The following is a 21,721-nucleotide window of genomic DNA, read 5'->3' as shown; positions in this document are numbered from 1 at the left end:
TTCCCCGCCTGATTCGACGCTGAATCGCCGTTGGCCTGTCGCCGGGCAGCCACACCGCCCCAGACATGCAGACAGATAACCAAGACCGCACGCGACAGCCACACGCGACACCATTCACCGCAGAACCACAGCAGCACCGAGGAGATAGCGCCAGTGACGATCTATGAACACGACCGGGTGTCCGCCGGTCGCAACGACGACTCAGGATCCGACGGTCGGCAGGCTGACTCCACCCACGCTCTCGTGGACCGGCTGAGCGCCGGTGAGCCCTACGCCGTCGCGTTTGGTGGCCAGGGCAGCGCCTGGCTGGAGACTCTTGAGGAGTTGGTGTCCTCGGCCGGTATCGAGGCCGAACTGGCGACCCTGGCCGGCGAGGCCGAGCTGCTGCTCGAGCCGGTGGCCGCCGAGCTCGTCGTGGTCCGGCCCATCGGGTTCGAGCCCCTGCAGTGGGTCCGCGCGCTGGCCGCCGAGGAGCCGGTGCCCTCCGACAAGCAGCTGACCTCTGCCGCGGTGTCGGTGCCCGGCGTCCTGCTCACCCAGATCGCTGCGGTGCGCGCACTGGCCCGTCAGGGCATGGACCTGGCCGCCACCCCGCCGGTGGCCGTCGCCGGGCATTCCCAGGGCGTGCTGGCCGTCGAGGCCCTGGCCGCCAAGGGTGCCAAGGACGTGCAGCTGCTGGCGCTGGCGCAGCTGATCGGCGCAGCAGGCACCCTGGTCGCCCGTCGTCGCGGGATCACCGTGCTGGGTGACCGCCCGCCGATGGTGTCGGTGACCAATGCCGAGCCCGAGCGCATCTACGAGCTGCTCGAAGAGTTCAGCCAGGACGTGCGCACCGTGCTGCCCCCGGTGCTGTCCATCCGCAACGGTCGGCGTTCCGTTGTGATCACCGGCACACCCGAGCAGCTGTCGCGGTTCGAGCTGTACTGCAACCAGATCGCTGAGAAGGAAGAGGCCGAGCGCAAGAGCAAAGTCCGCGGCGGCGCGGTCTTCGCCCCGGTCTTCGACCCGGTGCAGGTCGAGGTCGGATTCCACACTCCGCGTCTGGCCGACGGCATCGAGATCGTCGCCCGCTGGGCCGAGGCCGTCGGCATCGACGTCGAACTCGCCCGCGCGATGACCGAGTCCATCCTGGTCAGCCAGGTGGACTGGGTCGACGAGATCACCGAGATCAGCGACGCTGGAGCTCGATGGATTCTTGACCTCGGCCCCGGCGACATCCTGACCCGCCTGACCGCCCCGGTGGTCCGCGGCCTCGGCATCGGGATCGTGCCCGCCGCAACCCGCGGTGGCCAGCGCAACCTGTTCACCATCGGCGCGGTGCCAGAGGTGGCCCGCCCGTGGTCGAGCTACGCCCCGACCGTGGTCAGCCTGCCCGACGGTTCGGTCAAGCTCTCGACCAAGTTCACCCGTCTCACCGGACGTTCGCCGATCCTGCTGGCCGGTATGACCCCCACCACTGTCGACGCCAAGATCGTCGCGGCCGCAGCAAACGCCGGCCACTGGGCCGAACTCGCGGGTGGCGGACAGGTCACCGAGCCGATCTTCAACGATCGCATCGCCGAGCTGGGTGAGCTGTTGGAGCCCGGCCGGGCGATCCAGTTCAACACCTTGTTCCTCGATCCTTACCTGTGGAAGCTGCAGGTCGGTGGCAAGCGTCTGGTGCAGCGCGCCCGCCAGTCCGGCGCGCCGATCGACGGCGTCATCGTCAGTGCCGGTATCCCGGACCTCGAAGAGGCCGTCGAGCTGATCGGCGAACTCAACGACCTCGGCATCAGCCACGTGGTGTTCAAGCCGGGCACCGTCGAGCAGATCCGCTCGGTCATCCGGATCGCGGCCGAGGTGCCCACCAAGCCGGTGATCGTCCACATCGAGGGCGGCCGCGCGGGTGGCCACCACTCGTGGGAGGACCTCGACGACCTGCTGCTGGCCACCTACTCCGAGCTGCGCAGCCGGTCCAACATCACCATCTGCGTCGGCGGCGGCATCGGCACCCCCGAGCGCTCCGCCGAGTACCTGTCCGGACGCTGGTCGGCCGCCCACGGTTACCCGCTGATGCCGATCGACGGCATCCTGGTCGGCACCGCCGCCATGGCCACCCTTGAAGCGACCACCAGCCCGCAGGTCAAGCAGCTGCTGGTGGACACCAAGGGCACCGACGCATGGGTGGGGGCAGGCAAGGCCTCGGGCGGCATGGCCTCCGGGCGCAGCCAGCTCGGCGCCGACATCCACGAGATCGACAACACCGCGTCGCGTTGCGGCCGGCTGCTCGACGAGGTGGCCGGTGACGCCGATGCGGTGGCCGCCCGTCGCGACGAGATCATCGCCGCGATGGCCGACACCGCCAAGCCGTACTTCGGTGATGTCGCCGACATGACCTACCTGCAGTGGCTGCGTCGCTACATCGAGCTGGCGATCGGCGAGGGCAACAGCACCGCCGACACCAAGCGCGAGCACTCGCCGTGGCTGGACATCACCTGGCGCGACCGCTTCGAGCAGATGCTCAAGCGCGCCGAAGCGCGTTTGAGTGCACAGGATTTCGGCTCCATCGAGACGCTGTTCGATGCCGCCGGCGACGGCGAGGCACTGCTGGAGGACCCGAAGACCGCGCTGGCCGCGCTGGTCTCGGCCTACCCGGACGCCGCATCGGTGCAGCTGCACCCGGCCGACGTGCCGTTCTTCGTCGAGCTGTGCAAGTCGCTGGGCAAGCCGGTCAACTTCGTCCCGGTGATCGACAAGGACGTGCGCCGCTGGTGGCGCAGTGACTCGCTGTGGCAGGCCCACGATGCGCGCTACGCGGCCGATCAGGTCTGCGTCATCCCCGGTACCGAAGCGGTGGCCGGCATCACCCGGGTCGACGAGCCCGTCGGCGAACTGCTGGACCGCTTCGAGCAGACCGCCGTCGACGAGGCGCTGGCCGCCGGTGCCCAGCCGCAGGCCGTGCTGTCGCGCCGTCAGGGCCGCGACGACGTGACCGGTCCGTTGGCCGTGCTGCTTGACGCTCCCGACGTGTTGTGGGCCGGGCGCACCTCGGTCAACCCGGTGCACCGGATCGCCCCCGCCTCTGCGTGGCAGGTGAACGAGAACCGTTCCGCTACAAACCCGTCCACGGGAGCGCGGCTTGAGGTCGCCGACGATCGGCACGTGGTGCTGTCGGTGCCGCTGTCGGGAACCTGGATCGACATCCGGTTCACCCTGACCGATGCCATCCGTAGCGGTGGCGCACCGGTCGTCGAGGTCGCCGATGCGGCGACCGCGATGCGGTCGGTGCTCGCCATTGCCGCCGGCGTCGACGGTCCGGATGCACTGCCGTCCGTGGTCGACGGGGCCGCAACGGTCACCGTCGCCTGGAACCCGGAGCAGGTCGCCGACCACACCGGCGTCACCGCCACCTTCGGTGCCCCGCTGGCGCCGACGCTCACCGTCGTCCCCGACGCGCTGGTCGGCCGCTGCTGGCCCGCGGTCTTCGCCGCGATCGGTTCCGCCGCCACCGACTCCGGATTCCCGGTCGTCGAGGGTCTGCTGAGCCTCGTGCACCTGGACCACGCCGCGCACCTGTTGTCGGCGCTCCCGACCGAGCCCGCCGAATTGACCGTCACCGCAACGGCTTCGGCGGCACATGACACCGAAGTTGGCCGCGTTGTGCCGGTTTCGGTGACCGTGACCAGTGCAAATGGCACCGAGCTGGCCAAGCTCGAGGAGCGGTTCGCGATCCGCGGCCGCACCGGTGAGGCCGAGCTGACCGACCCGGTCCGGGCCGGCGGCGCGATCTCGGACAACGCTACCGACACCCCGCGTCGTCGTCGTCGCGACGTCACCGTCGGTGCGCCCGTGGACATGCGGCCGTTCGCCGTGGTGTCCGGTGACCACAACCCGATCCACACCGACCGGGCCGCCGCGCTGCTGGCTGGTCTGGAATCGCCCATCGTGCACGGCATGTGGCTGTCCGCCGCCGCGCAGCACGTCGTCACCGCCACCGACGGCAAGCCGATTCCGCCGGCCAAGCTGGTCGGCTGGACCGCCCGCTTCCTGGGCATGGTCAAGCCGGGCGACGAGGTCGACTTCCGCGTCGACCGGGTCGGAATCGACGTCGGCGCAGAGGTTGTCGAGGTTCAGGCCCGCATCGGCTCCGAGCTGGTGATGGCCGCTACCGCACGCCTGGCCGCACCCAAGACCGTCTACGCGTTCCCCGGCCAGGGCATTCAGTCCAAGGGTATGGGCATGGAGGTCCGGGCCCGGTCCAAGGCCGCCCGCAAGGTGTGGGACAAGGCCGACAAGTTCACCCGAGAGACGCTCGGCTTCTCGGTGCTGCACGTGGTCCGCGACAACCCGACGTCGCTGATCGCCTCCGGTGTGCATTACGAGCACCCCGAGGGCGTGCTGTACCTGACGCAGTTCACCCAGGTCGCGATGGCCACGACGGCCGCCGCCCAGGTTGCCGAGATGCGTGAGCAGGGTGCGTTCGTCGAGGGCGCGATCGCCTGCGGTCACTCCGTCGGTGAGTACACCGCGCTGGCTTGCGTTTCCGGAGTGATCGAGCTCGAAGGTCTGCTGGAGGCGGTGTTCCACCGCGGCTCCAAGATGCACGACATCGTGCCGCGTGACGAGCGGGGCCGGTCCAACTACCGGCTGGCCGCGATCCGGCCGTCGCAGATCGACCTCGCCGATGAGGACGTCGAGAGCTTCGTCGCCGAGATCGCTACACGTACAGGTGAATTCCTGCAGATCGTGAACTTCAACCTGCGTGGTTCGCAGTACGCGATCGCCGGAACGGTGCGCGGTCTGGAGGCGTTGGAGGAAGAGGTCGAGCGTCGTCGCGAGATCAGCGGCGGCAAGCGGTCGTTCATCCTGGTGCCCGGCATCGACGTGCCGTTCCACTCCAGCGTGCTGCGCGTGGGCGTGGACGATTTCCGGCGCAGCCTGGAACGCGTCCTGCCGCGCGATCGCGACCCGGAGTTGGTCGTCGGCCGCTACATCCCGAACCTGGTGCCCCGGCCGTTCACGCTGGACCGCGACTTCATCCAGGAGATCCGGGATCTGGTGCCGGCCGAGCCGCTCGACGAGATCCTCGCCGACTACGACACCTGGCGTAACGAGCGTCCGATCGAGTTGTGCCGCAAGGTCGTCATCGAGCTGCTGGCCTGGCAGTTCGCCAGCCCGGTGCGCTGGATCGAGACCCAGGACCTGCTGTTCATCGAGGAGGCCGCAGGCGGACTCGGAGTGGAGCGGTTCGTCGAGATCGGCGTGAAGAACGCGCCGACCGTCGCCGGCCTGGCCACCAACACGCTCAAGCTGCCCGAATACGCCCACAGCACCGTCGAGGTGCTCAACGCCGAGCGCGATGCCGCGGTGCTGTTCGCCAGCGACACCGATCCGGAGCCGGAGCCCGAGGTCGACGAAAGCCCGGCGAGCCCGTCCGCTGAAGCCGCCCCGGCCGCCGAGGCGGCCCCGGCGCCCGCAGCCGCCCCGGCTGCTCCGTCCGGTGGCCCACGGCCCGACGACATCACGTTCGACGCGGCCGACGCCACGGTGGGCCTCATCGCGCTGAGCGCCAAGATGCGCATCGACCAGATCGAGGCGCTGGACTCCATCGAGTCCATTACCGACGGTGCGTCCTCGCGTCGCAACCAGCTGCTGGTCGACCTGGGCTCCGAGCTGAACCTGGGTGCCATCGACGGTGCCGCCGAGGCGGATCTGGGCGCGCTCAAGGGACAGGTCAGCAAGCTGGCCCGGACCTACAAGCCGTTCGGCCCGGTGCTCTCGGACGCCATCAACGATCAGCTGCGCACGGTCTTCGGCCCGTCGGGCAAGCGTCCGGGCTACATCGCCGAGCGGGTCACCAAGACCTGGGAACTCGGACCGGGCTGGGCCAAGCACGTCACCGTCGAGGTGGCCATGGGTACCCGTGAAGGCAGCAGCGTTCGCGGCGGCGATCTGGGTGGTCTGCACCCGGGCGCGCTGGCGAGTGCCGCTGACGTCGACAAGGTCATCGACGCCGCGGTCGCCGCGGTGGGTGCGCGTCGGGGTGTCCCGGTGAGCCTGCCCTCGGCCGGCGGAGCCGGTGGTGGCGGTGTGGTGGATTCGGCCGCGCTGAACGAGTTCGCCGAGAAGGTCACCGGTCCCGACGGCGTGCTGGCCTCGGCCGCGCGCACGATTCTGGGTCAGCTCGGTCTGGATGCGCCCGTGGGCGCCCCCGAGGCTGCCACCGATGCCGAGCTGATCGACCTGGTCACCACCGAACTCGGTTCGGATTGGCCGCGATTGGTGGCTCCGGCGTTCGATGCCAAGAAGGCCGTCGTGTTCGACGACCGCTGGGCGAGCGCACGTGAGGACCTGGTCAAGCTGTGGCTGGCAGACGAGGGTGAGATCGACGCCGACTGGCCGCACCTGTCGGAGCGGTTCGAGGGTGCCGGGCATGCCGTTGCCACGCAGGCGAATTGGTGGCAGGGCAAGGCGCTCGCTGCCGGGCGCACCATCCACGCGTCGTTGTTCGGTCGCATCGCGGCCGGTGCGGAGAACCCGGGCAAGGGGCGCTACACCAACGAGGTCGCCGTGGTGACCGGTGCGTCGAAGGGCTCTATCGCCTCTTCGGTCGTCGGGCAGCTGCTCGACGGCGGTGCCACCGTCATCGCCACCACCTCGCGTCTGGACGACGACCGGCTGGCGTTCTACAAGAAGCTCTACCGCGAGAACGCCCGCTTCGGCGCCACCCTGTGGGTGGTCCCGGCCAACATGGCGTCCTACTCCGACATCGACAAGCTGGCCGAGTGGGTCGGTAGCGAGCAGATCGAAAGCCTTGGGCCGCAATCGATCCACCTCAAGGATGCGCAGACCCCGACGCTGCTGTTCCCGTTCGCCGCGCCGCGCGTGGCCGGGGACCTCTCCGAAGCGGGTTCACGCTCCGAGATGGAGATGAAGGTCCTGCTGTGGGCCGTGCAGCGGCTCATCGGCGGGCTGTCGACGATCGGTGCCGAGCGTGACATCGCCTCGCGCCTGCATGTGGTGCTGCCGGGCTCGCCCAACCGCGGCATGTTCGGCGGCGACGGCGCGTACGGCGAATCCAAGTCGGCGCTCGACGCGCTGGTGAACCGCTGGAGCGCGGAAAGCTCGTGGGCCGAGCGGGTCAGCCTGGCGCACGCGCTGATCGGCTGGACCAAGGGCACCGGGCTGATGGGGCACAACGACGCCATCGTCAGCGCGGTCGAGGAGGCCGGCGTCACCACCTACAGCACCGCGGAGATGGCAGCCATGCTGCTGAACCTGTGCACGGTGGAGTCCAAGGTGGCCGCGGCCAATGCGCCGATCAAGGCCGACCTGACCGGCGGTCTGGGCGACATCAAGATCGACATGGCCGAGCTGGCTGCCAAGGCTCGCGAGGACATGTCCAGCGCCGCAGCCGAATCCGAGGACGAGGAAGGCGGTAGCAATACCGTTGCGGCGCTGCCGTCCCCGCCGCGCGGACACAACCCGGCGCCCGCGCCGGAGTGGGCCGACCTCGACGTCGACCCGGCCGACCTGGTGGTCATCGTCGGTGGTGCCGAGCTCGGGCCGTACGGCTCGTCGCGTACCCGCTTCGAGATGGAGGTCTCCGGCGAGTTGTCGGCGGCCGGCGTGCTGGAACTGGCCTGGACTACCGGTCTGGTCAAGTGGGAAGACGATCCCAAGGCCGGCTGGTACGACACGACGACCGGTGACCTGGTGCCCGAATCGGAGATCGTGGAGCGCTACCACGACGCCGTGGTGGAACGTTGCGGCATCCGCGAATTCGTGGACGACGGTGCGATCGACCCCGATCACGCCTCGCCGCTGCTGGTCAGCGTGTTCCTGGACAAGGACTTCAGCTTCGTCGTCTCCAGTGAGGCCGATGCCCGGGCATTCGTGTCCTTCGACCCCGAACACACGGTGGCCCGGCCGGTTCCCGATTCCAGTGACTGGCAGGTGATCCGCAAGGCGGGCACCGAGATTCGGGTTCCGCGCAAGACCAAACTGTCGCGCACGGTCGGTGCCCAGATCCCGACCGGCTTCGACCCGACGGTGTGGGGCATCACCCCGGACATGGCCAACTCGATCGACCGGGTTGCGCTGTGGAACATCGTCGCCACCGTCGACGCGTTCCTGTCCTCGGGCTTCACCCCGACCGAGCTGATGCGTTGGGTTCACCCGAGCCTGGTGGCCTCCACGCAGGGCACCGGCATGGGCGGCATGACCTCGATGCAGACCATGTACCACGGCAACCTGCTGGGCCGCGCCAAGCCGAACGACATCCTGCAGGAGGTGCTGCCCAACGTCGTTGCGGCACACGTCATGCAGAGCTATGTCGGTGGCTACGGCGCCATGGTCCACCCCGTCGGCGCCTGCGCCACCGCGGCCGTCTCGGTCGAGGAAGGTGTGGACAAGATCCGCCTCGGCAAGGCCGACCTGGTGATCGCCGGCGGCTTCGACGATCTGACCCTGGAAGCCATCATCGGCTTCGGTGACATGGCCGCCACGGCCGACACCGAGATGATGCGGGCCAAGGGCATCAGCGACTCGAAGTTCTCCCGCGCCAACGACCGTCGTCGTCTCGGCTTCCTGGAAGCCCAGGGCGGTGGCACCATCCTGCTGGCCCGCGGTGATCTGGCCGCCAAGATGGGTCTGCCGGTGCTGGCCGTGGTCGGCTACGCGCAGAGCTTCGCCGACGGTGTGCACACCTCGATCCCGGCTCCGGGCCTGGGTGCCCTTGGTGCCGGGCGTGGCGGCAAGGACTCGCAGCTGGCTCGCTCGTTGGCCAAGCTGGGTGTCGGCGCCGACGACATCGCGGTGATCTCCAAGCACGACACCTCGACGCTGGCCAACGATCCCAACGAGACCGAGCTGCACGAGCGGCTGGCCGACTCGATGGGCCGTTCGCAGGGTGCGCCGCTGTTCATCGTCAGCCAGAAGACGCTGACCGGGCACGCCAAGGGCGGCGCGGCGGTGTTCCAGATGATGGGTCTGTGCCAGATCCTGCGCGACGGCGTGATCCCGCCGAACCGCAGCCTGGACTGCGTCGACGACGAGCTGGCCACCTCCGGCCACTTCGTCTGGGTGCGCGAGGCCCTCGACCTGCGCGGGAAGTTCCCGCTCAAGGCCGGTCTGGTCACCAGCCTCGGGTTCGGTCACGTGTCGGGTCTGGTTGCCCTGGTGCATCCGGAGGCGTTCATCGCGTCACTGGATCCGGCCGAGCGCGACGACTACCGCAAGCGCGCCGAGCAGCGCACGCTGGCCGGTCAGCGCCGCCTGGCCGGAGCGATCGCCGGCGGGCGTCCGATGTACGAGAAGCCCGCCGACCGCCGCTTCGACCACGATGTGCCGGAGAAGCGTCAGGAAGCCGCGATGTTGCTGAACGCGGACGCCCGCCTCGGTGACGACGATCTCTATGTGCGGTGAGTGCGGGCACGGAGAGGTGAGCTAGGTTCGCTTCCATGGCGATTATGGGCATAGGCATCGATGTGGTTTCCATACCTGATTTCGCCGAGCAGGTGGACCGGCCGGGAACCGTATTCGCCGAGACGTTCACGCCGGGTGAGCGCCGGGACGCCGCGGACAAGAGTTCGTCGGCGGCCCGGCACCTGGCGGCCCGGTGGGCGGCCAAGGAAGCCGTGATCAAGGCCTGGTCCAGCTCACGGTTCTCCAAGCGGCCGGCCCTGCCGGAGGGGATCCACCGCGACATCGAGGTGGTCACCGACATGTGGGGTCGGCCCAAGGTGCGGCTGTCCGGCGAGATCGCCAAGCACCTCGAAACCGTGACCATTCACGTCTCGCTCACCCACGAGGCCGACACCGCCGCCGCGGTGGCGATCATCGAGGAGCTCTAACCCTCTGCACCGCGAGCGTGCGCGTCTGCTGTCCGACACGCCGTGATCGGGCCGCGCTTCGCGCACGTTCGCGGCGTTCGACAGTGCGGCTAGTGTCGTCACCATGAGTGACGTCGTGGCGCGGGTGCAGCAGGTGTTGCCGTCGGTACGGTCCGATCTGGAGGATCTGGTCCGCATCCAGTCGGTGTGGGCCGACCCGGCCCGGCGCGACGAAGTGCACCGCAGCGCCGAGGCGGTCGCAAAGCTGTTGTCGGATGCAGGCTTTCCCGACGTCCGCATTGTCAGCGAAGGCGGCGCGCCGGCCGTCATCGCGCATTACCCGCCACCGGCGGGAGCCCCTACGGTGCTGCTGTACGCCCACCACGATGTGCAGCCCGAAGGGGATCCGGCCCAGTGGGATTCCGCACCGTTCGAGCCCACCGAACGTGACGGCCGGCTCTACGGCCGCGGCACCGCCGACGACAAGGCCGGTATCGCAACCCATCTGGCGGCGATCCGGGCCTTCGACGGCAAGCCTCCGGTCGGTGTCACGGTCTTCGTCGAAGGCGAGGAGGAATCCGGGTCGCCGTCACTGGGCGCACTCCTGGCTGCGCACAAAGAGGCCCTGGCTGCCGATGTGATCGTCATCGCCGACTCCGACAACTGGAGCATCGAGATCCCGGCGCTGACGGTGACCCTGCGCGGCCTGGCCGATTGCGTGGTCGAGGTGGCGACCCTGGATCACGGCCTGCATTCGGGCCTGTGGGGTGGGGTGGTGCCGGATGCGTTGAGCGTGTTGGTCCGCCTGCTGGCCAGCTTGCACGACGACGACGGCAATGTCGCGGTCGCCGGTCTGCACGAAACGACCGCGGCTGATGTCGACCGCGGTGCGCACTGGGTCCGCCAGGAATCCGGTCTGCTGGACGGGGTGGCCGAAATCGGTTCCGGCTCAGTGGTGCAACGCATGTGGGCCAAGCCCGCGATCACCGTCATCGGCATCGACACCATATCCATCGACAAGTCGTCGAACACGCTGATCCCGCGGGCCCGCGCCAAGATCAGCATGCGGGTCGCGCCCGGCGGTGACGCCCACGCGCATCTGGAGGCGTTGACCCGTCACCTCGAATCCCATGTGCCCTGGGGAGCCCAGGTCATCGTGACTCCCGGCGACGTGGGCCAGCCCTACGCGATCGATGCCTCGGGTGCGGTGTACGACGCGGCCCGCACGGCGTTCCGGACCGCCTGGGGCTCCGACCCGGTGGACATGGGCATGGGCGGATCGATTCCCTTCATCGCCGAATTCGCCGAAGCCTTCCCGGCCGCGACGATTTTGGTGACCGGCGTGGAGGACCCGGGCACCCAGGCGCACAGCGTGAACGAGAGCCTGCATCTCGGGGTGCTCGAGAAAGCGGCGACGGCCGAGGCGTTACTGCTCGAGGCGCTGGGCCGTTAGCCCGAGATGGCCAGCAGCGTCGGCTGGTTCGTCGTCGGCCTGATCGCCTTGGCGATCGGCGCCGAGGTGATGGTCCGCGGCGGTGCGAAACTTGCAGCGCGCCTGGGAATCAGCCCGATCCTGATCGGTCTGACCGTGGTGTCGATCGGCACCAGTCTTCCCGAACTCGCTGTCGGCATCACCGCCGCGACCACCGGCAGCGGCGAACTGGCCGTCGGCAACATCGCCGGCACCAACGTCGTCAACATCTTGTTCATCCTCGGGCTCAGCGCGTTGATCCGTCCGCTGGCGATCGAGCAGCGCACCTTGCGCTTCGACCTGCCGGTGATGGCGGGAGCCGCGGTGCTGCTCTGGGTGTTGGCCGTCAACGGGGTGTTGTCGCGCGTGGACGGGCTGATCCTGGTGTCCGGAGCCCTCGTCTACACCGCTGTGCTGATCCGCATGTCGCGGCGGGAGAGCCGGGCCACCGTCGCCGGATACGCCGAAGCCTTCCCGACGGGACAGTCAAGCGGTGCCAAGACGAAACCGATTGGCCGTGGCGCACTTCAGGATACGGTCATGACGGTCAGCGGTATCGCCGTGGTGATTCTCGGGGCCGAATGGTTGGTCGGCGGGGCGGTGGGGATCGCCCGCGGATTCGGGGTGTCGGACGCGCTCATCGGCCTGACCGTCGTGGCGATCGGAACCTCGGCCCCGGAGTTGGTCACGACGATCGTCTCGACGGTGCGCGGCGAACGTGACATCGCGGTAGGTAACCTCCTCGGCAGCAGCGTCTACAACATCCTGCTGATCCTGGGAATCACGTGCCTGGTGCCCGCGCGGGGCCTCGAGCTGACCCACAACCTCGTGTGGATCGACATCCCACTGATGGTCGCGGCGAGCCTGGCCTGTATCCCGATCTTCGTCTCCGGTCGGCGGGTGCACCGAGCCGAGGGGGCCGCGATGATCACGGCCTACCTCGGCTACCTGACGTTCCTGCTGACGACCCAGTCCTGACCGGTGTCAGACCGACAGGTCGCGGCGCAGCTTGGCGACGTGGCCGGTGGCCCGCACGTTGTACTGCGCGACGGCGATCTTGCCCTTCTCGTCCACGACGAACGTCGAGCGGATCACACCCTGAACCGTCTTGCCGTACATGGTCTTTTCGCCGAATGCACCCCAGGCCGTCAACACCTCACGGTCTGGATCGGACAGCAACGGGAAGGTGAGCTCTTCCTTGTCGCGGAACTTGGCGAGCTTCTCCGGCTTGTCGGGGGAGATGCCGATGACATCGAGGCCGGCGCCATTGAGTTCGGTGAGACTGTCCCGGAAATCGCACGCCTGCTTGGTGCATCCGGGCGTTGACGCCGCGGGGTAGAAGTACACGATGACCTTGCGGCCCTTGTAGTCGGAGAGCTTGACGATGTTGCCGTCGGCGTCGGGCAGGCTGAAAGCCGGGGCGGTGTCTCCCACCTCGAGGCGCGGGGTTTGCGGCATTCGTGGGTATCCCTTCTTGTCGACCGGTTCCGTCGTCACGGCGCCGGCTGATCTAGGGTAGTGCGGCAGGGCAGCACGACGTGGAGCGGCTTGGAGGAGCAAACAGTGGCGAACCGGGACCCGGAGAGCATCAAGCGGGACATCGATCAGGCTCGCGATCAGCTGGCGGTGACTGTCGACTCCCTGGCAGAGCGGGCCAACCCGCAGCGTCTGGCCGACGATTTCAAGTCGGCGGTGATCGGCTTCATCAAGAAGCCCGCCGTGACGGCGTCATTGGCCGGTGCGGGAGTGCTGGTGGTGTTCGTCGTCGTGCGACGGATCAAGCGGCGCTGAGTGTCGATCCGCAGGGCGCGCGTTGTGTGCCCTGCGGAGACGCCCGGAGCGGCGGCTCCGGCTTGATACGCCGCTCAGCGGCTCCAGCTGAATACGCCGCTCAGCGGCGGCGGAACAGGAGCCAGTCCGCCAACGAGAAACTCGGGGGATTGGCGATGCGGCCCAGACGGCTGCAGGTATACACCATGACGGGCTGGTTCGCAGCAACAAATGCGGCGGTCGCTGCAGCTGTGGGATCGGCGCCACCTACGGCAGGCATCAGCTAACACCCCTCATCTTGGCGTAATCGCCATGCGGTACCGGATCGCAATTAATCAGCTAACTTGAGATTAACACGGTTTCTAGCGTCTGACCAGCGGAAGCGCTGAAGATGGATTCTAGGCAGTAACTTACGACTCCGTCAACAATGGAGTATTACCCCAACTTGCCGGGTTGCGTCACGGTTATCAGCACATTATCGAGGTATGTCGGCGACGGGTGTTTGACTGTTACGAGTACCGCTCACCGCAAATTCGGCCGACGGCCCTGGTGGCGGATGGAAACTGAGTGCGTGGCGACGGACGTAATCGGACCGATCCACTGAAAAGTTTGCTGGAATGTTGGCGTCGCGTGACGCGCGGTCAGCTGTTCCGTCCTGATCCACGCCGATTTGGTGGGGAAAACGATTGGCAAACATGTGTCGGTCTGGTAATCGCCGGTGTCCTGTGCAACTCGGTGCAGACGAGGCGCGATAGCTGAAATCTCCTGCATAGCAGGGCGGGAACGCGTCTTTCTGGTCGAACCGGTTGCTAGTGCATAGGTGTCCAGCTAAGGTCGACGTCGGGTCAGGATCGGGGAGGCGGCCCTGGGTCTTGATCCCGACCGCAACACGGGACAATCGTGTGACAAGGGGGTATTGCGTTGCAGCTAACTTATTTTCCGTTTGCCAGGATTGCTGCATGGGCTATCGCCGGTAGAGCCGATCCCGACGGGCTCATCGTCGGGATTCGCTGACGACACCCAATGGCTCATGTCGAACCTCCGCAAGGTGATGTGAGCCGTGGTCACACCGACGGGAGGTAGCCATATGGCGCATGTGAGCGACGAAACCCTGGGCGATCTGCGCAGGGAGCTCGACCGCTTCAAGAGCGAGCAGTACCGGGATCACGGTTATGCGGCCGCGCATCTGGCCGGGGCCGTGGAGATGTTGTTGGAAGAGGCTGAACCCAGCATCGACGACCGACTGGCCGAGAGGTACCGAGCCTGACAGGTGAGCAATCCCAGTAACTCTGAGACCCTGAAACGCAAAAACCCTGCCGAGGCAGGGTTTTTGGTTGGTGCGCCGTCAGGGTTTCGAACCCCGGACCCGCTGATTAAGAGTCAGCTGCTCTACCAACTGAGCTAACGGCGCGCGAGAGAGACAATAACAGGAGTTTCTCTCAACAGTGAAATCCGCTGGTGGCGGGGCTGGGACGGGCTTCTGATCGGCCCGATCCGGCCGGAACCCTTAGACTATTGCCAAGAATTTGCTATCGACCATCCGAGGGGTAGGACGACCATGGGGCAGGCCCAGACGGTGACCCGTCCGTATCGGGGTGTGTTCCGGCGGGCAGTGGTTGCCATGGTGCCGGCAATGATGTTGGGGCTTACCGCGTGCGGGGGTGAAGACCCACAGGGGCCGGCACCGGTGATCACCGACAAGGGCACCCCCTACGGGGATTTGTTGGTGCCCAGGGTCAACGCCTCGGTGACCGATGGTGCGGTCGGGGTAACCGTCGACGCGCCGGTCACGGTGAGCGCGGAGAACGGTGTGCTCGGTGGCGTCACCATGACCAACGAAGAAGGCGCCAGCGTCGCAGGCAAGTTCAGTGCCGACGGGCTGACGTGGTCCACCACCGACCCGCTCGACTACAACGAGCAGTACACCCTCAACGCGCAGTCTCTGGGCCTCGGTGGCGTCGCCAACCGCAGACTGCGGTTCGAGACGCACTCGCCGGCCAACTTGACGATGCCGTATGTCCTGCCGAACAACGGGGAAGTGGTCGGGGTGGGGCAGCCGGTGGCAATCCGGTTCGACGAGAACATCTCCGATCGACTGGCTGCCCAACGTGCCGTCACGGTCAAGACCGATCCGCCGGTCGAAGGTGCGTTCTACTGGCTCAACAACCGGGAAGTCCGTTGGCGGCCCGCGAAATACTGGAAACCTGGCACCTCGGTCGACGTCACGGTCAACACCTACGGTGTCGCGTTGGGCGATGGGCTGTTCGGCCAGGGCAACGTCACGACCCACTTCACGATCGGTGACGAGGTGATCGCGCAGGCCGATGACACCACCAAGACACTGACCGTCCGGCGCAACGGCGAGGTCGTCAAGGCCATGCCGATCTCCATGGGTAAGAACAGTTCTCCGACCAACAACGGCGTCTACATCGTCGGCGATCGTTTCGACCATATGGTGATGGATTCCTCCACCTACGGGGTGCCGGTCAACTCGCCGAACGGTTATCGCACCGAGGTCGACTTCGCGACCCAGATGTCCTACAGCGGCATCTACGTGCACGGTGCCCCGTGGTCGGTCGGCAGCCAGGGGTACAGCAACGTCAGCCATGGCTGCCTCAATGTCAGCACGGCGAACGCCCGGTGGTTCTACGAGAACACCAAACGCGGCGACATCGTCGAGGTCGTCAACACAGTGGGCTCGGTGTTGCCGGGGACCGAGGGCCTGGGGGACTGGAACATCCCGTGGGACCGGTGGCGCACCGGCAACGCCAGCACCTGACCCGATTACCCCTGCGGTAATCGACATCCCGCTTCAGATCGGTGAATCTGGCTGAGTCCCAGTCGATTACCGTGAAAGAGGCGAAATGGCCGAGCTCAATGACACCGTCACCGCGTACCTCAGCACCTGGAATGCCACCGATGCCGTCGAACGACGGGCCCTGTTGGAACGGCATTGGTCGGCGGGCGTCACCTACACCGATCCGCTGGCTGAGGTGAGCGGGCACGACGGCATCTCGGGCGCCATCGAGGCCGTCCACTCCCAGTTTCCGGGATTCGTGTTCACCCTTGTCAGCGGGCCCGATACCCACCACCGGCAGGCGCGTTTCCAGTGGGGGCTCGGTCCGCGCGACGCCGATCCGGTAGTGGTCGGATTCGACGTCCTCGCCACTGACGGTGAGGGCCGGATCCAGACCGTTCTCGGGTTCCTGGACCAGGTGCCGGCCTGACTATTTCGATGAACGATCCAGTGCTGCAAGCGATTCGTCGAGGAAGTCGGACCCGAATGGCGGCATCCCGCCGATCTGGTCGCGGAAGCCCTGCGGAGTGTCGGTCCAGTCGTAGGTGAGAGTGACGTCCGTCTGGTCCCCGTTGGGGGCCAGGTCGTACCGCCACCACCAGCCGCCGGGCGCATGGTGGCCCTGCTCGTCGAGCTGGCCGGGTAACCACGCGATGGTCCGGTCCTGGTCGAACTCCGTCACCAGGTTGTGCATCACGTAGTGGCCACCGGCCGCCGGTAGGAACATGTTGACCGCGAAGATCTGGCCGGTCCCCGTGATCGGTTCGGGGTCGATCGCGTCGCGCACCCAGTCGCCGGGCTCGGTGTCGCAATGCCGGGCCGGGTTGGCCAGGACGGCGAACACCTGGGCAGGCGACGCGGAGGTAGTACGGGTGACGACGTAGCGCTGCTGATCGGTTGATGTGGTCACAGGGAGTCCTTTCCGTACAGGTGGGCGATGTCGGGGCTGTCGAGCCAGCCCGAGTAGGTCGGCTGTTTGGGCCAGCCGTCGGGGGAGTCCTGCCACTGTTCCTGCCGGCCCCAGGGCAGCAGGTCGATCAGCGCGAACGAGTGGCTGAGTTGTTCTGTGCCACGGCCATTGGTGTGCCAGGTGCGGTAGACGGTTTCGCCGTCGCGAAAGAAGACGTTGACCGCGAAGCCTTCGCCCGGGGCGGCGTCGACGTCGGACCCGAAGGAGCTCTCGGATGACGAGAACCAGTCCATGCGGTTGCCGACCTTCTCGCGGTAGGCCAGCGCCTCCTCGATGGGTCCGTTGGTGACGATGACGAAGCGGGCGTCGTAGTTGTCCAGGAAGTCGAGACGGGTGAACTGCGACGTGAAGCCCGTACAGCCGCCGCACTGCCATTCGGCACCGTCGGTCCACATGTGGTGGTAGGTGATCAACTGAGCGCGTCCGTCGAACACATCGGCCAGGCGCACCGGGCCTTCTGCGCCGATCAGCGTGTAGTCCGGCAGCTCCACCATCGGCAACCGGCGGCGTGCGGCGGCGATCGCGTCCAGTTCCCGGGTGGCGGCCTTCTCCCGGTGCCGCAGATCGTCGAGCGCGGTGCGCCACGCCTGCTGGTCGACTATCGGCGGTTTTCCTGTCGTCATGAAGGGCTCCTGACTGCTGCTCGGAGAATCTCGTTCTCTTAAGTGGACCCGCCGAGCGTCCGGAATTCATCGCACCCGGTAATGTCCGACGAGCGAAGGGTGACCTAACACCTTGAGATGAACCATGGAGGTTGATCCAGAATGAGCGGTCAGCGAGCCGATGCAGCCGGGCTGCGTCTCCTCGTCGTCGGTGCTTCCTCGGGCATCGGCCACGCTGTTGCGGTCAGTGCCACGGAACGCGGCGCCAAGGTCGCTGTCGCCGCGCGACGCGTCGACCTGCTGAATTCCCTGGCAGACGCCATCGGTGGCGTCGCCTTCGAACTCGACGTCGAGGACTCCTCGGCCATCAGTCGTGTGGTCAACGAGGCGGCGGACGCGCTGGGCGGCCTGGACGCCGTGGTGTTCACGAGCACGGTGATCCCCTTCGCCTACATCGAGGACACCGATGTGGCCACTTGGTTACACGCGTTCAGCGTCAACACCGTGGGTGCCAACAACGTGCTGCGCGCGGCGACACCGCGGCTGTCCGAGAACGGTGTGGTGCTGGTCGCGTCGAGCTATGACGTGGGCCGTCCGCGGGCCGGTGTGGCGGCCTACAGCGCGAGCAAGGCTGCGCTCGACGAGATCCTGAACTCCTGGCGCATCGAGCATCCCGAGCTGTCGCTGATCCGGGTGGGCGTCGGCCCCACCGACGACACCGAGATCCTGCGCGGTGCGGACCGCGATCTGCTGGACCAATTGGTGAAGACGTGGGTGGCCCAGGGGGCCCTGCCGGCCCGGATGTCGGCCCTGCGCGACGTCGCCAACACCTTGGTGTCGCTGGTGACCACCGCCTACGAGAATCCGACCGTGGTGCCCGAGATCGTGCAACTGGCGCCGCGTATTCGTCGGCGGGTCGACGCGGCGGACTAGGGTGTGTCTGACAAAATCGGCAGACCCAAGGCGCTGGCCACGGTGTCGCAGCGGACCCTGGCCAAAGCGCAGCTAATTCAACCCTGAAAGCGCTTACGCCTAGGATTACTGCCAGCATGTGGCCGCAATCCTAGACGTAGAGCATGTCTAATCAATATGAATGGTGTTGTGGCACACAGGGAGACTTGATTTTCCCGGACAAGGTCCGATTCACGAGACTCGGCACGGAGGCAGCCAGGCTGAGGATCCGTCACCACCTTCTACCGCGTCAGCAATTAACAGACACGCCATAGTCCGCAACTCACTCGGCCGGTGACTCCGGTCGCTGCGATACCTCGAGGGTCGTGAGGGCCTTTCGCTCACAAGGCCTTTGGGCCCCTTTGGTGGGCCAGGGCTGCCCGCACGCGATGCATGATGTCCGCGATGAAACGTCGGTGTGGCGACGTTGCCGTTGACGCTGCTTCCGCTCGGCATTCTATGAGTTTCAAATGATTCATTGATAATGACAATCATATTCAATAGCTTGGACGCTTCGGGTAGCCGGTCTACAAGGAGGGTCCTCATGGTCGCGGTATGGATGGCCTCACCGCCAGAGGTGCATTCAGCGTTGCTGACCAGCGGCCCGGGTCCCGGTGCGATGTTGGCTGCGGCCGGCGCGTGGTCGTCGTTGAGCGTCGAATATGCCGCGGTGGCAGCAGAACTCGCGGCAGTGCTGGGTGCGGTGCAAGCGGGGGCATGGCAGGGTCCGAGTGCGGAACAGTACCTGGCTGCTCACCTGCCGTATCTGGCGTGGTTGCAGCAGGTCAGCGCCGACAGCTCGGCGATCGCCGTCCAGCATGAAACCGCCGCCGCCGCTTATACCAGTGCATTGGCGGCGATGCCCACCCTGGCCGAGTTGGCCGCCAACCATGCACGGCAGGCGGTCCTGGTGTCCACCAACTTCTTTGGGATCAACACCATCCCGATCGCGGTGAACGAGGCCGACTACGTGCGGATGTGGATCCAGGCCGCCACCACGATGACCGTCTACCAAGGAGTCTCCGAGACGGCCGTGGCATCCGCGCCAGTCACCCGGGCGGCGCCGCGGATCCTGCACGACGAACATGACCACGACGATGACCATGATCACGACGACGACCATGACCATGACCACGACGGCGACCACGATCACGATCACGACGGCGACCACGATCATGACCACGACGACCATGGCCACGGTGACCTGAGCCCACTGGACCCGCGGTGGTGGCTGGAAGTCGGCCAAGAGCAGATCGAGAACATCGGCCTGCTGATCGACAACCTGCTGAACGACCCTGCTGCGTTGTTGACCAACCTGCCGATGGTGTTGGCCGACATGGCGTTCCATGCGGCGCAGCTGCTGCAGGTCGTTGTTCAGTTGTCCCCGGCCCTGATTCAGCCCGCCCTGAGCGTCGTGATCGCCAACCTGGGGTGGGCGATCACCGGTCTGGCCGCAATCCAGCCGCCCGCCTTGGTTGGGGCGGAAATTCCGGCCGGCACCGACCCTGAATCATGGCCGGCGGCCGGGAGCGCATCGACGGTGGCGAGCGGGACGCCGGCTCCGACCGCGCCGTCGGCGCCCGCCGCCCCCTCGACCGGTGCGTCGGCGTCGGCACCCGTCGCCTCCGCATCGGCGCCGTCGGCTGCTCCGGGTGGTGGACCGGGATTCTTCCCGCCCTATCTGATCGGCGCGCCGGGCGCCGCCGTTCCGGCCGCGGCCCGGGCCAACGCCGCGGCCGCCGCCAAGAAGAAAGCTTCCGAACCCGATGCCGCTGTGGCCGCTGCCGGGGAAACAGCCCGCGAGGCGCGCGCCCGCCGCCGGCGACGCGCAGCGATACGCGAGAAGGGCTACGGCTACGAATACATGGACCTGCAAGCTGACCTGCCCGGGGATGCTGCTCCGGAGACATCGCCGATGGCCTCGGACCGCGGTGCGGGGGCTCTGGGATTTTCCGGTGCGCGGGACCAGAAGGATGCGACGACGACGGGCTTGACGACGTTGGGCGGCGCCGAGTTCGGCGATGGTTCGACGGTGCCACTGTTGCCATCCACCTGGGACCCGGACGTCAAGGATTGAGCTCCAGCGGCCCCGGGGGGAGGCCTGGGCTGGAGTTGAAATCCTCAGGCTGACAAGGGTTACGAGGACTCGCCTTCGGCGGGGGAGTCGTCGTTGCCTTTGGCCAGATGGCGCAGGACTCGTTCGTTGAGGGCGGCGAGCATGTCGAGCTCGGCCGGGCTGAGTAGGTCGATGAAATTCCGGCGGACGTCGTCGACGTGCCTGGGCGCTGCCTTCTCGATGGCGGCGCGGCCGGCCGGTAGCAGTCGGACCATGGTGCTGCGGGCGTCGTCGGGGTTGGGCTCGCGGCTGATCAGTCCGTCGTTCTGCATACGCCGCACCTGGTGGGAGACCCGGCTCTTCTCCCAGTCCAGTGCATTGCACAGCTCGTGGGCGGGCATGCGGTCCCCGTCGTGACCGGACAACACCGCCAGGACCTCGTAATCGGCCCCGGATAGGCCCGATTCCTGCAGACCTCTGTTCAGGTGCGCAACGAGTTGATGGTGGGCATGCATGAAGGCCCGCCAGGCGCGGTCTTCGCTCGGGCTCAGCCAGTTCGGTTCCATCGGCTCCATTCTAACTCTTTTGGTTGACGCATCACCCAATTCAGCTTAAGGTTGATGCATCAACCTTTTTTGACCAGATTGGATATCTCATGAGCGGCATCAGCATCATCGGCACCGGAAACATGGCCCGCGCCATAGGCGCACTGGCGGTGGCGGGTGGCAATACCGTCGAGATCACCGGCCGAGATCAGACCAAGGCCTCCGACCTGGCCAAGGCGCTCGGCGGGAGGACGACGACGGGAGAGTTCGGCGCCGTCCCGGCCGGGGACATCGTCATCATGTCCCTCCTGTACGCGAACGTCGTTCCGGTCGTCACCCAGTACGGAGACGCCCTGGCGGGCAAGGTCATCGTCGACATCAGCAACCCCTTCAATGCCGCGGCCGACGGGCTGGCGATCCCCGAGGACACCTCAGTCGCACAGGAAGTCGCCAAGGCGGCACCGGCTAGCGCCAGCGTGGTGAAGGCGTTCAACACCATCTTCGGTGTCGTCCTCGACCAGGGCCGGCCGCTCGACGTCTTCATCGCCGGCGACGACGTGCGCGCGAAAGGAGACGTAACGGAGTTCATCGCGAGCCTCGGGCTGCGCCCGCTCGACGTAGGCGGCTTGAACATGGCGCACTGGCTGGAAGGAACGGGCCTGGTCATGATGGGCCTCGCCCGAAATGGGGTGGGGGACTTCGGCTTTGCCCTCGGTGCCACCCGTCCCGCCTGAGCCGCACCGTCGG

The 21,721-nt window shown here is 67.0% G+C and carries 16 protein-coding genes and 1 tRNA gene; 11 read left to right on the top strand and 6 right to left on the bottom strand.

From position 1 onward, the window contains the following. Positions 1-153 precede the first annotated feature (153 nt). From AB0876_RS26735 to AB0876_RS26720, 4 genes are all read left to right on the top strand, one after another. Entirely contained in the window at positions 154-9,405 is a 9,252-nt protein-coding gene (locus AB0876_RS26735) for a fatty acid synthase subunit beta domain-containing protein (RefSeq protein ID WP_526043368.1), read from the top strand. Positions 9,406-9,440: 35 nt separating this feature from the next. Further along, positions 9,441-9,833, top strand: a complete 393-nt coding sequence (gene acpS, locus AB0876_RS26730; RefSeq protein ID WP_003880044.1) for a holo-ACP synthase AcpS — start codon at positions 9,441-9,443, stop codon at positions 9,831-9,833. 103 nt (positions 9,834-9,936) lie between these two features. After that, positions 9,937-11,265, top strand: coding sequence for a dipeptidase (locus AB0876_RS26725; RefSeq protein WP_526043367.1), 1,329 nt, complete (start codon positions 9,937-9,939; stop codon positions 11,263-11,265). Positions 11,266-11,271: 6 nt separating this feature from the next. Continuing rightward, positions 11,272-12,261: a calcium/sodium antiporter gene (locus AB0876_RS26720; protein WP_491841132.1), complete on the top strand. Its 990-nt coding sequence runs from the start codon at positions 11,272-11,274 to the stop codon at positions 12,259-12,261. A 6-nt stretch (positions 12,262-12,267) separates the two neighbouring features. Here the strand turns inward: AB0876_RS26720 and bcp are convergent, their stop codons facing one another. Then, positions 12,268-12,741, bottom strand: coding sequence for a thioredoxin-dependent thiol peroxidase (gene bcp, locus AB0876_RS26715; RefSeq protein ID WP_491841133.1), 474 nt, complete (start codon positions 12,739-12,741; stop codon positions 12,268-12,270). Between the two features lie 105 nt (positions 12,742-12,846). On the opposite strand from bcp, the gene AB0876_RS26710 reads away from it, so the two are divergent. Next, the gene (locus AB0876_RS26710) at positions 12,847-13,074 is read left to right on the top strand and encodes a DUF3618 domain-containing protein (RefSeq protein WP_044524135.1); all 228 of its coding nucleotides are present in this window, start codon (positions 12,847-12,849) and stop codon (positions 13,072-13,074) included. A gap of 100 nt (positions 13,075-13,174) precedes the next feature. Here the strand turns inward: AB0876_RS26710 and AB0876_RS26705 are convergent, their stop codons facing one another. Next, entirely contained in the window at positions 13,175-13,333 is a 159-nt protein-coding gene (locus AB0876_RS26705) for a hypothetical protein (protein WP_526043366.1), read from the bottom strand. 807 nt (positions 13,334-14,140) lie between these two features. Between AB0876_RS26705 and AB0876_RS26700 the strand changes: the two genes are divergently transcribed. Continuing rightward, positions 14,141-14,320 (top strand): hypothetical protein, encoded by a 180-nt coding sequence (locus tag AB0876_RS26700; RefSeq protein WP_491841394.1) that lies wholly within the window; start codon positions 14,141-14,143, stop codon positions 14,318-14,320. Positions 14,321-14,388: 68 nt separating this feature from the next. Here AB0876_RS26700 and AB0876_RS26695 read toward each other — a convergent pair. Then, positions 14,389-14,464 (bottom strand) — tRNA-Lys (locus AB0876_RS26695). A 147-nt stretch (positions 14,465-14,611) separates the two neighbouring features. Between AB0876_RS26695 and AB0876_RS26690 the strand changes: the two genes are divergently transcribed. After that, positions 14,612-15,832 carry an Ig-like domain-containing protein gene (locus tag AB0876_RS26690; protein WP_526043365.1) on the top strand — a complete coding sequence of 407 codons (1,221 nt, stop codon included), beginning with the start codon at positions 14,612-14,614 and terminating at the stop codon, positions 15,830-15,832. Positions 15,833-15,917: 85 nt separating this feature from the next. Next, a complete protein-coding gene (locus tag AB0876_RS26685; protein WP_526043364.1) occupies positions 15,918-16,280 on the top strand; it encodes a nuclear transport factor 2 family protein in 363 nt (120 codons plus the stop codon). On the opposite strand, the gene AB0876_RS26680 is transcribed toward AB0876_RS26685, so the two are convergent. After that, a complete protein-coding gene (locus AB0876_RS26680) occupies positions 16,281-16,760 on the bottom strand; it encodes an SRPBCC family protein (RefSeq protein ID WP_526043363.1) in 480 nt (159 codons plus the stop codon). Then, the gene (locus tag AB0876_RS26675; protein WP_526043362.1) at positions 16,757-17,443 is read right to left on the bottom strand and encodes a DUF899 family protein; all 687 of its coding nucleotides are present in this window, start codon (positions 17,441-17,443) and stop codon (positions 16,757-16,759) included. Before AB0876_RS26675 ends, AB0876_RS26680 begins: the two co-directional genes overlap by 4 nt. Before the next feature lie 141 nt (positions 17,444-17,584). On the opposite strand from AB0876_RS26675, the gene AB0876_RS26670 reads away from it, so the two are divergent. Further along, a complete protein-coding gene (locus AB0876_RS26670; protein WP_526043361.1) occupies positions 17,585-18,355 on the top strand; it encodes an SDR family oxidoreductase in 771 nt (256 codons plus the stop codon). A 562-nt stretch (positions 18,356-18,917) separates the two neighbouring features. Continuing rightward, positions 18,918-20,450, top strand: coding sequence for a PPE family protein (locus AB0876_RS26665; protein WP_526043360.1), 1,533 nt, complete (start codon positions 18,918-18,920; stop codon positions 20,448-20,450). Between the two features lie 59 nt (positions 20,451-20,509). Here AB0876_RS26665 and AB0876_RS26660 read toward each other — a convergent pair whose 3' ends face one another. Further along, entirely contained in the window at positions 20,510-20,995 is a 486-nt protein-coding gene (locus AB0876_RS26660) for a MarR family winged helix-turn-helix transcriptional regulator (protein ID WP_526043359.1), read from the bottom strand. Positions 20,996-21,084: 89 nt separating this feature from the next. Between AB0876_RS26660 and AB0876_RS26655 the strand changes: the two genes are divergently transcribed. Then, positions 21,085-21,708, top strand: coding sequence for an NADPH-dependent F420 reductase (locus tag AB0876_RS26655; protein WP_526043358.1), 624 nt, complete (start codon positions 21,085-21,087; stop codon positions 21,706-21,708). Positions 21,709-21,721 lie beyond the last annotated feature (13 nt).

This window comes from Mycobacterium sp. NPDC049093 (assembly GCF_040704635.1).
GTDB lineage: Bacteria > Actinomycetota > Actinomycetes > Mycobacteriales > Mycobacteriaceae > Mycobacterium.
This window is presented reverse-complemented; position numbering and strand designations above follow the sequence as displayed.

What these genes read in the sequence shown, in the direction of transcription:
- AB0876_RS26705 (WP_526043366.1), bottom strand. Translation starts at nt 13,333, where the DNA reads ATGCCTGCCGTAGGTGGCGCCGATCCCACAGCTGCAGCGACCGCCGCA.
- AB0876_RS26700 (WP_491841394.1), top strand. Translation starts at nt 14,141, where the DNA reads ATGGCGCATGTGAGCGACGAAACCCTGGGCGATCTGCGCAGGGAGCTC.
- bcp (WP_491841133.1), bottom strand. Translation starts at nt 12,741, where the DNA reads ATGCCGCAAACCCCGCGCCTCGAGGTGGGAGACACCGCCCCGGCTTTC.
- AB0876_RS26690 (WP_526043365.1), top strand. Translation starts at nt 14,612, where the DNA reads ATGGGGCAGGCCCAGACGGTGACCCGTCCGTATCGGGGTGTGTTCCGG.
- AB0876_RS26725 (WP_526043367.1), top strand. Translation starts at nt 9,937, where the DNA reads ATGAGTGACGTCGTGGCGCGGGTGCAGCAGGTGTTGCCGTCGGTACGG.
- AB0876_RS26670 (WP_526043361.1), top strand. Translation starts at nt 17,585, where the DNA reads ATGAGCGGTCAGCGAGCCGATGCAGCCGGGCTGCGTCTCCTCGTCGTC.
- AB0876_RS26665 (WP_526043360.1), top strand. Translation starts at nt 18,918, where the DNA reads ATGGTCGCGGTATGGATGGCCTCACCGCCAGAGGTGCATTCAGCGTTG.
- AB0876_RS26675 (WP_526043362.1), bottom strand. Translation starts at nt 17,443, where the DNA reads ATGACGACAGGAAAACCGCCGATAGTCGACCAGCAGGCGTGGCGCACC.
- acpS (WP_003880044.1), top strand. Translation starts at nt 9,441, where the DNA reads ATGGCGATTATGGGCATAGGCATCGATGTGGTTTCCATACCTGATTTC.
- AB0876_RS26685 (WP_526043364.1), top strand. Translation starts at nt 15,918, where the DNA reads ATGGCCGAGCTCAATGACACCGTCACCGCGTACCTCAGCACCTGGAAT.
- AB0876_RS26660 (WP_526043359.1), bottom strand. Translation starts at nt 20,995, where the DNA reads ATGGAACCGAACTGGCTGAGCCCGAGCGAAGACCGCGCCTGGCGGGCC.
- AB0876_RS26720 (WP_491841132.1), top strand. Translation starts at nt 11,272, where the DNA reads ATGGCCAGCAGCGTCGGCTGGTTCGTCGTCGGCCTGATCGCCTTGGCG.
- AB0876_RS26655 (WP_526043358.1), top strand. Translation starts at nt 21,085, where the DNA reads ATGAGCGGCATCAGCATCATCGGCACCGGAAACATGGCCCGCGCCATA.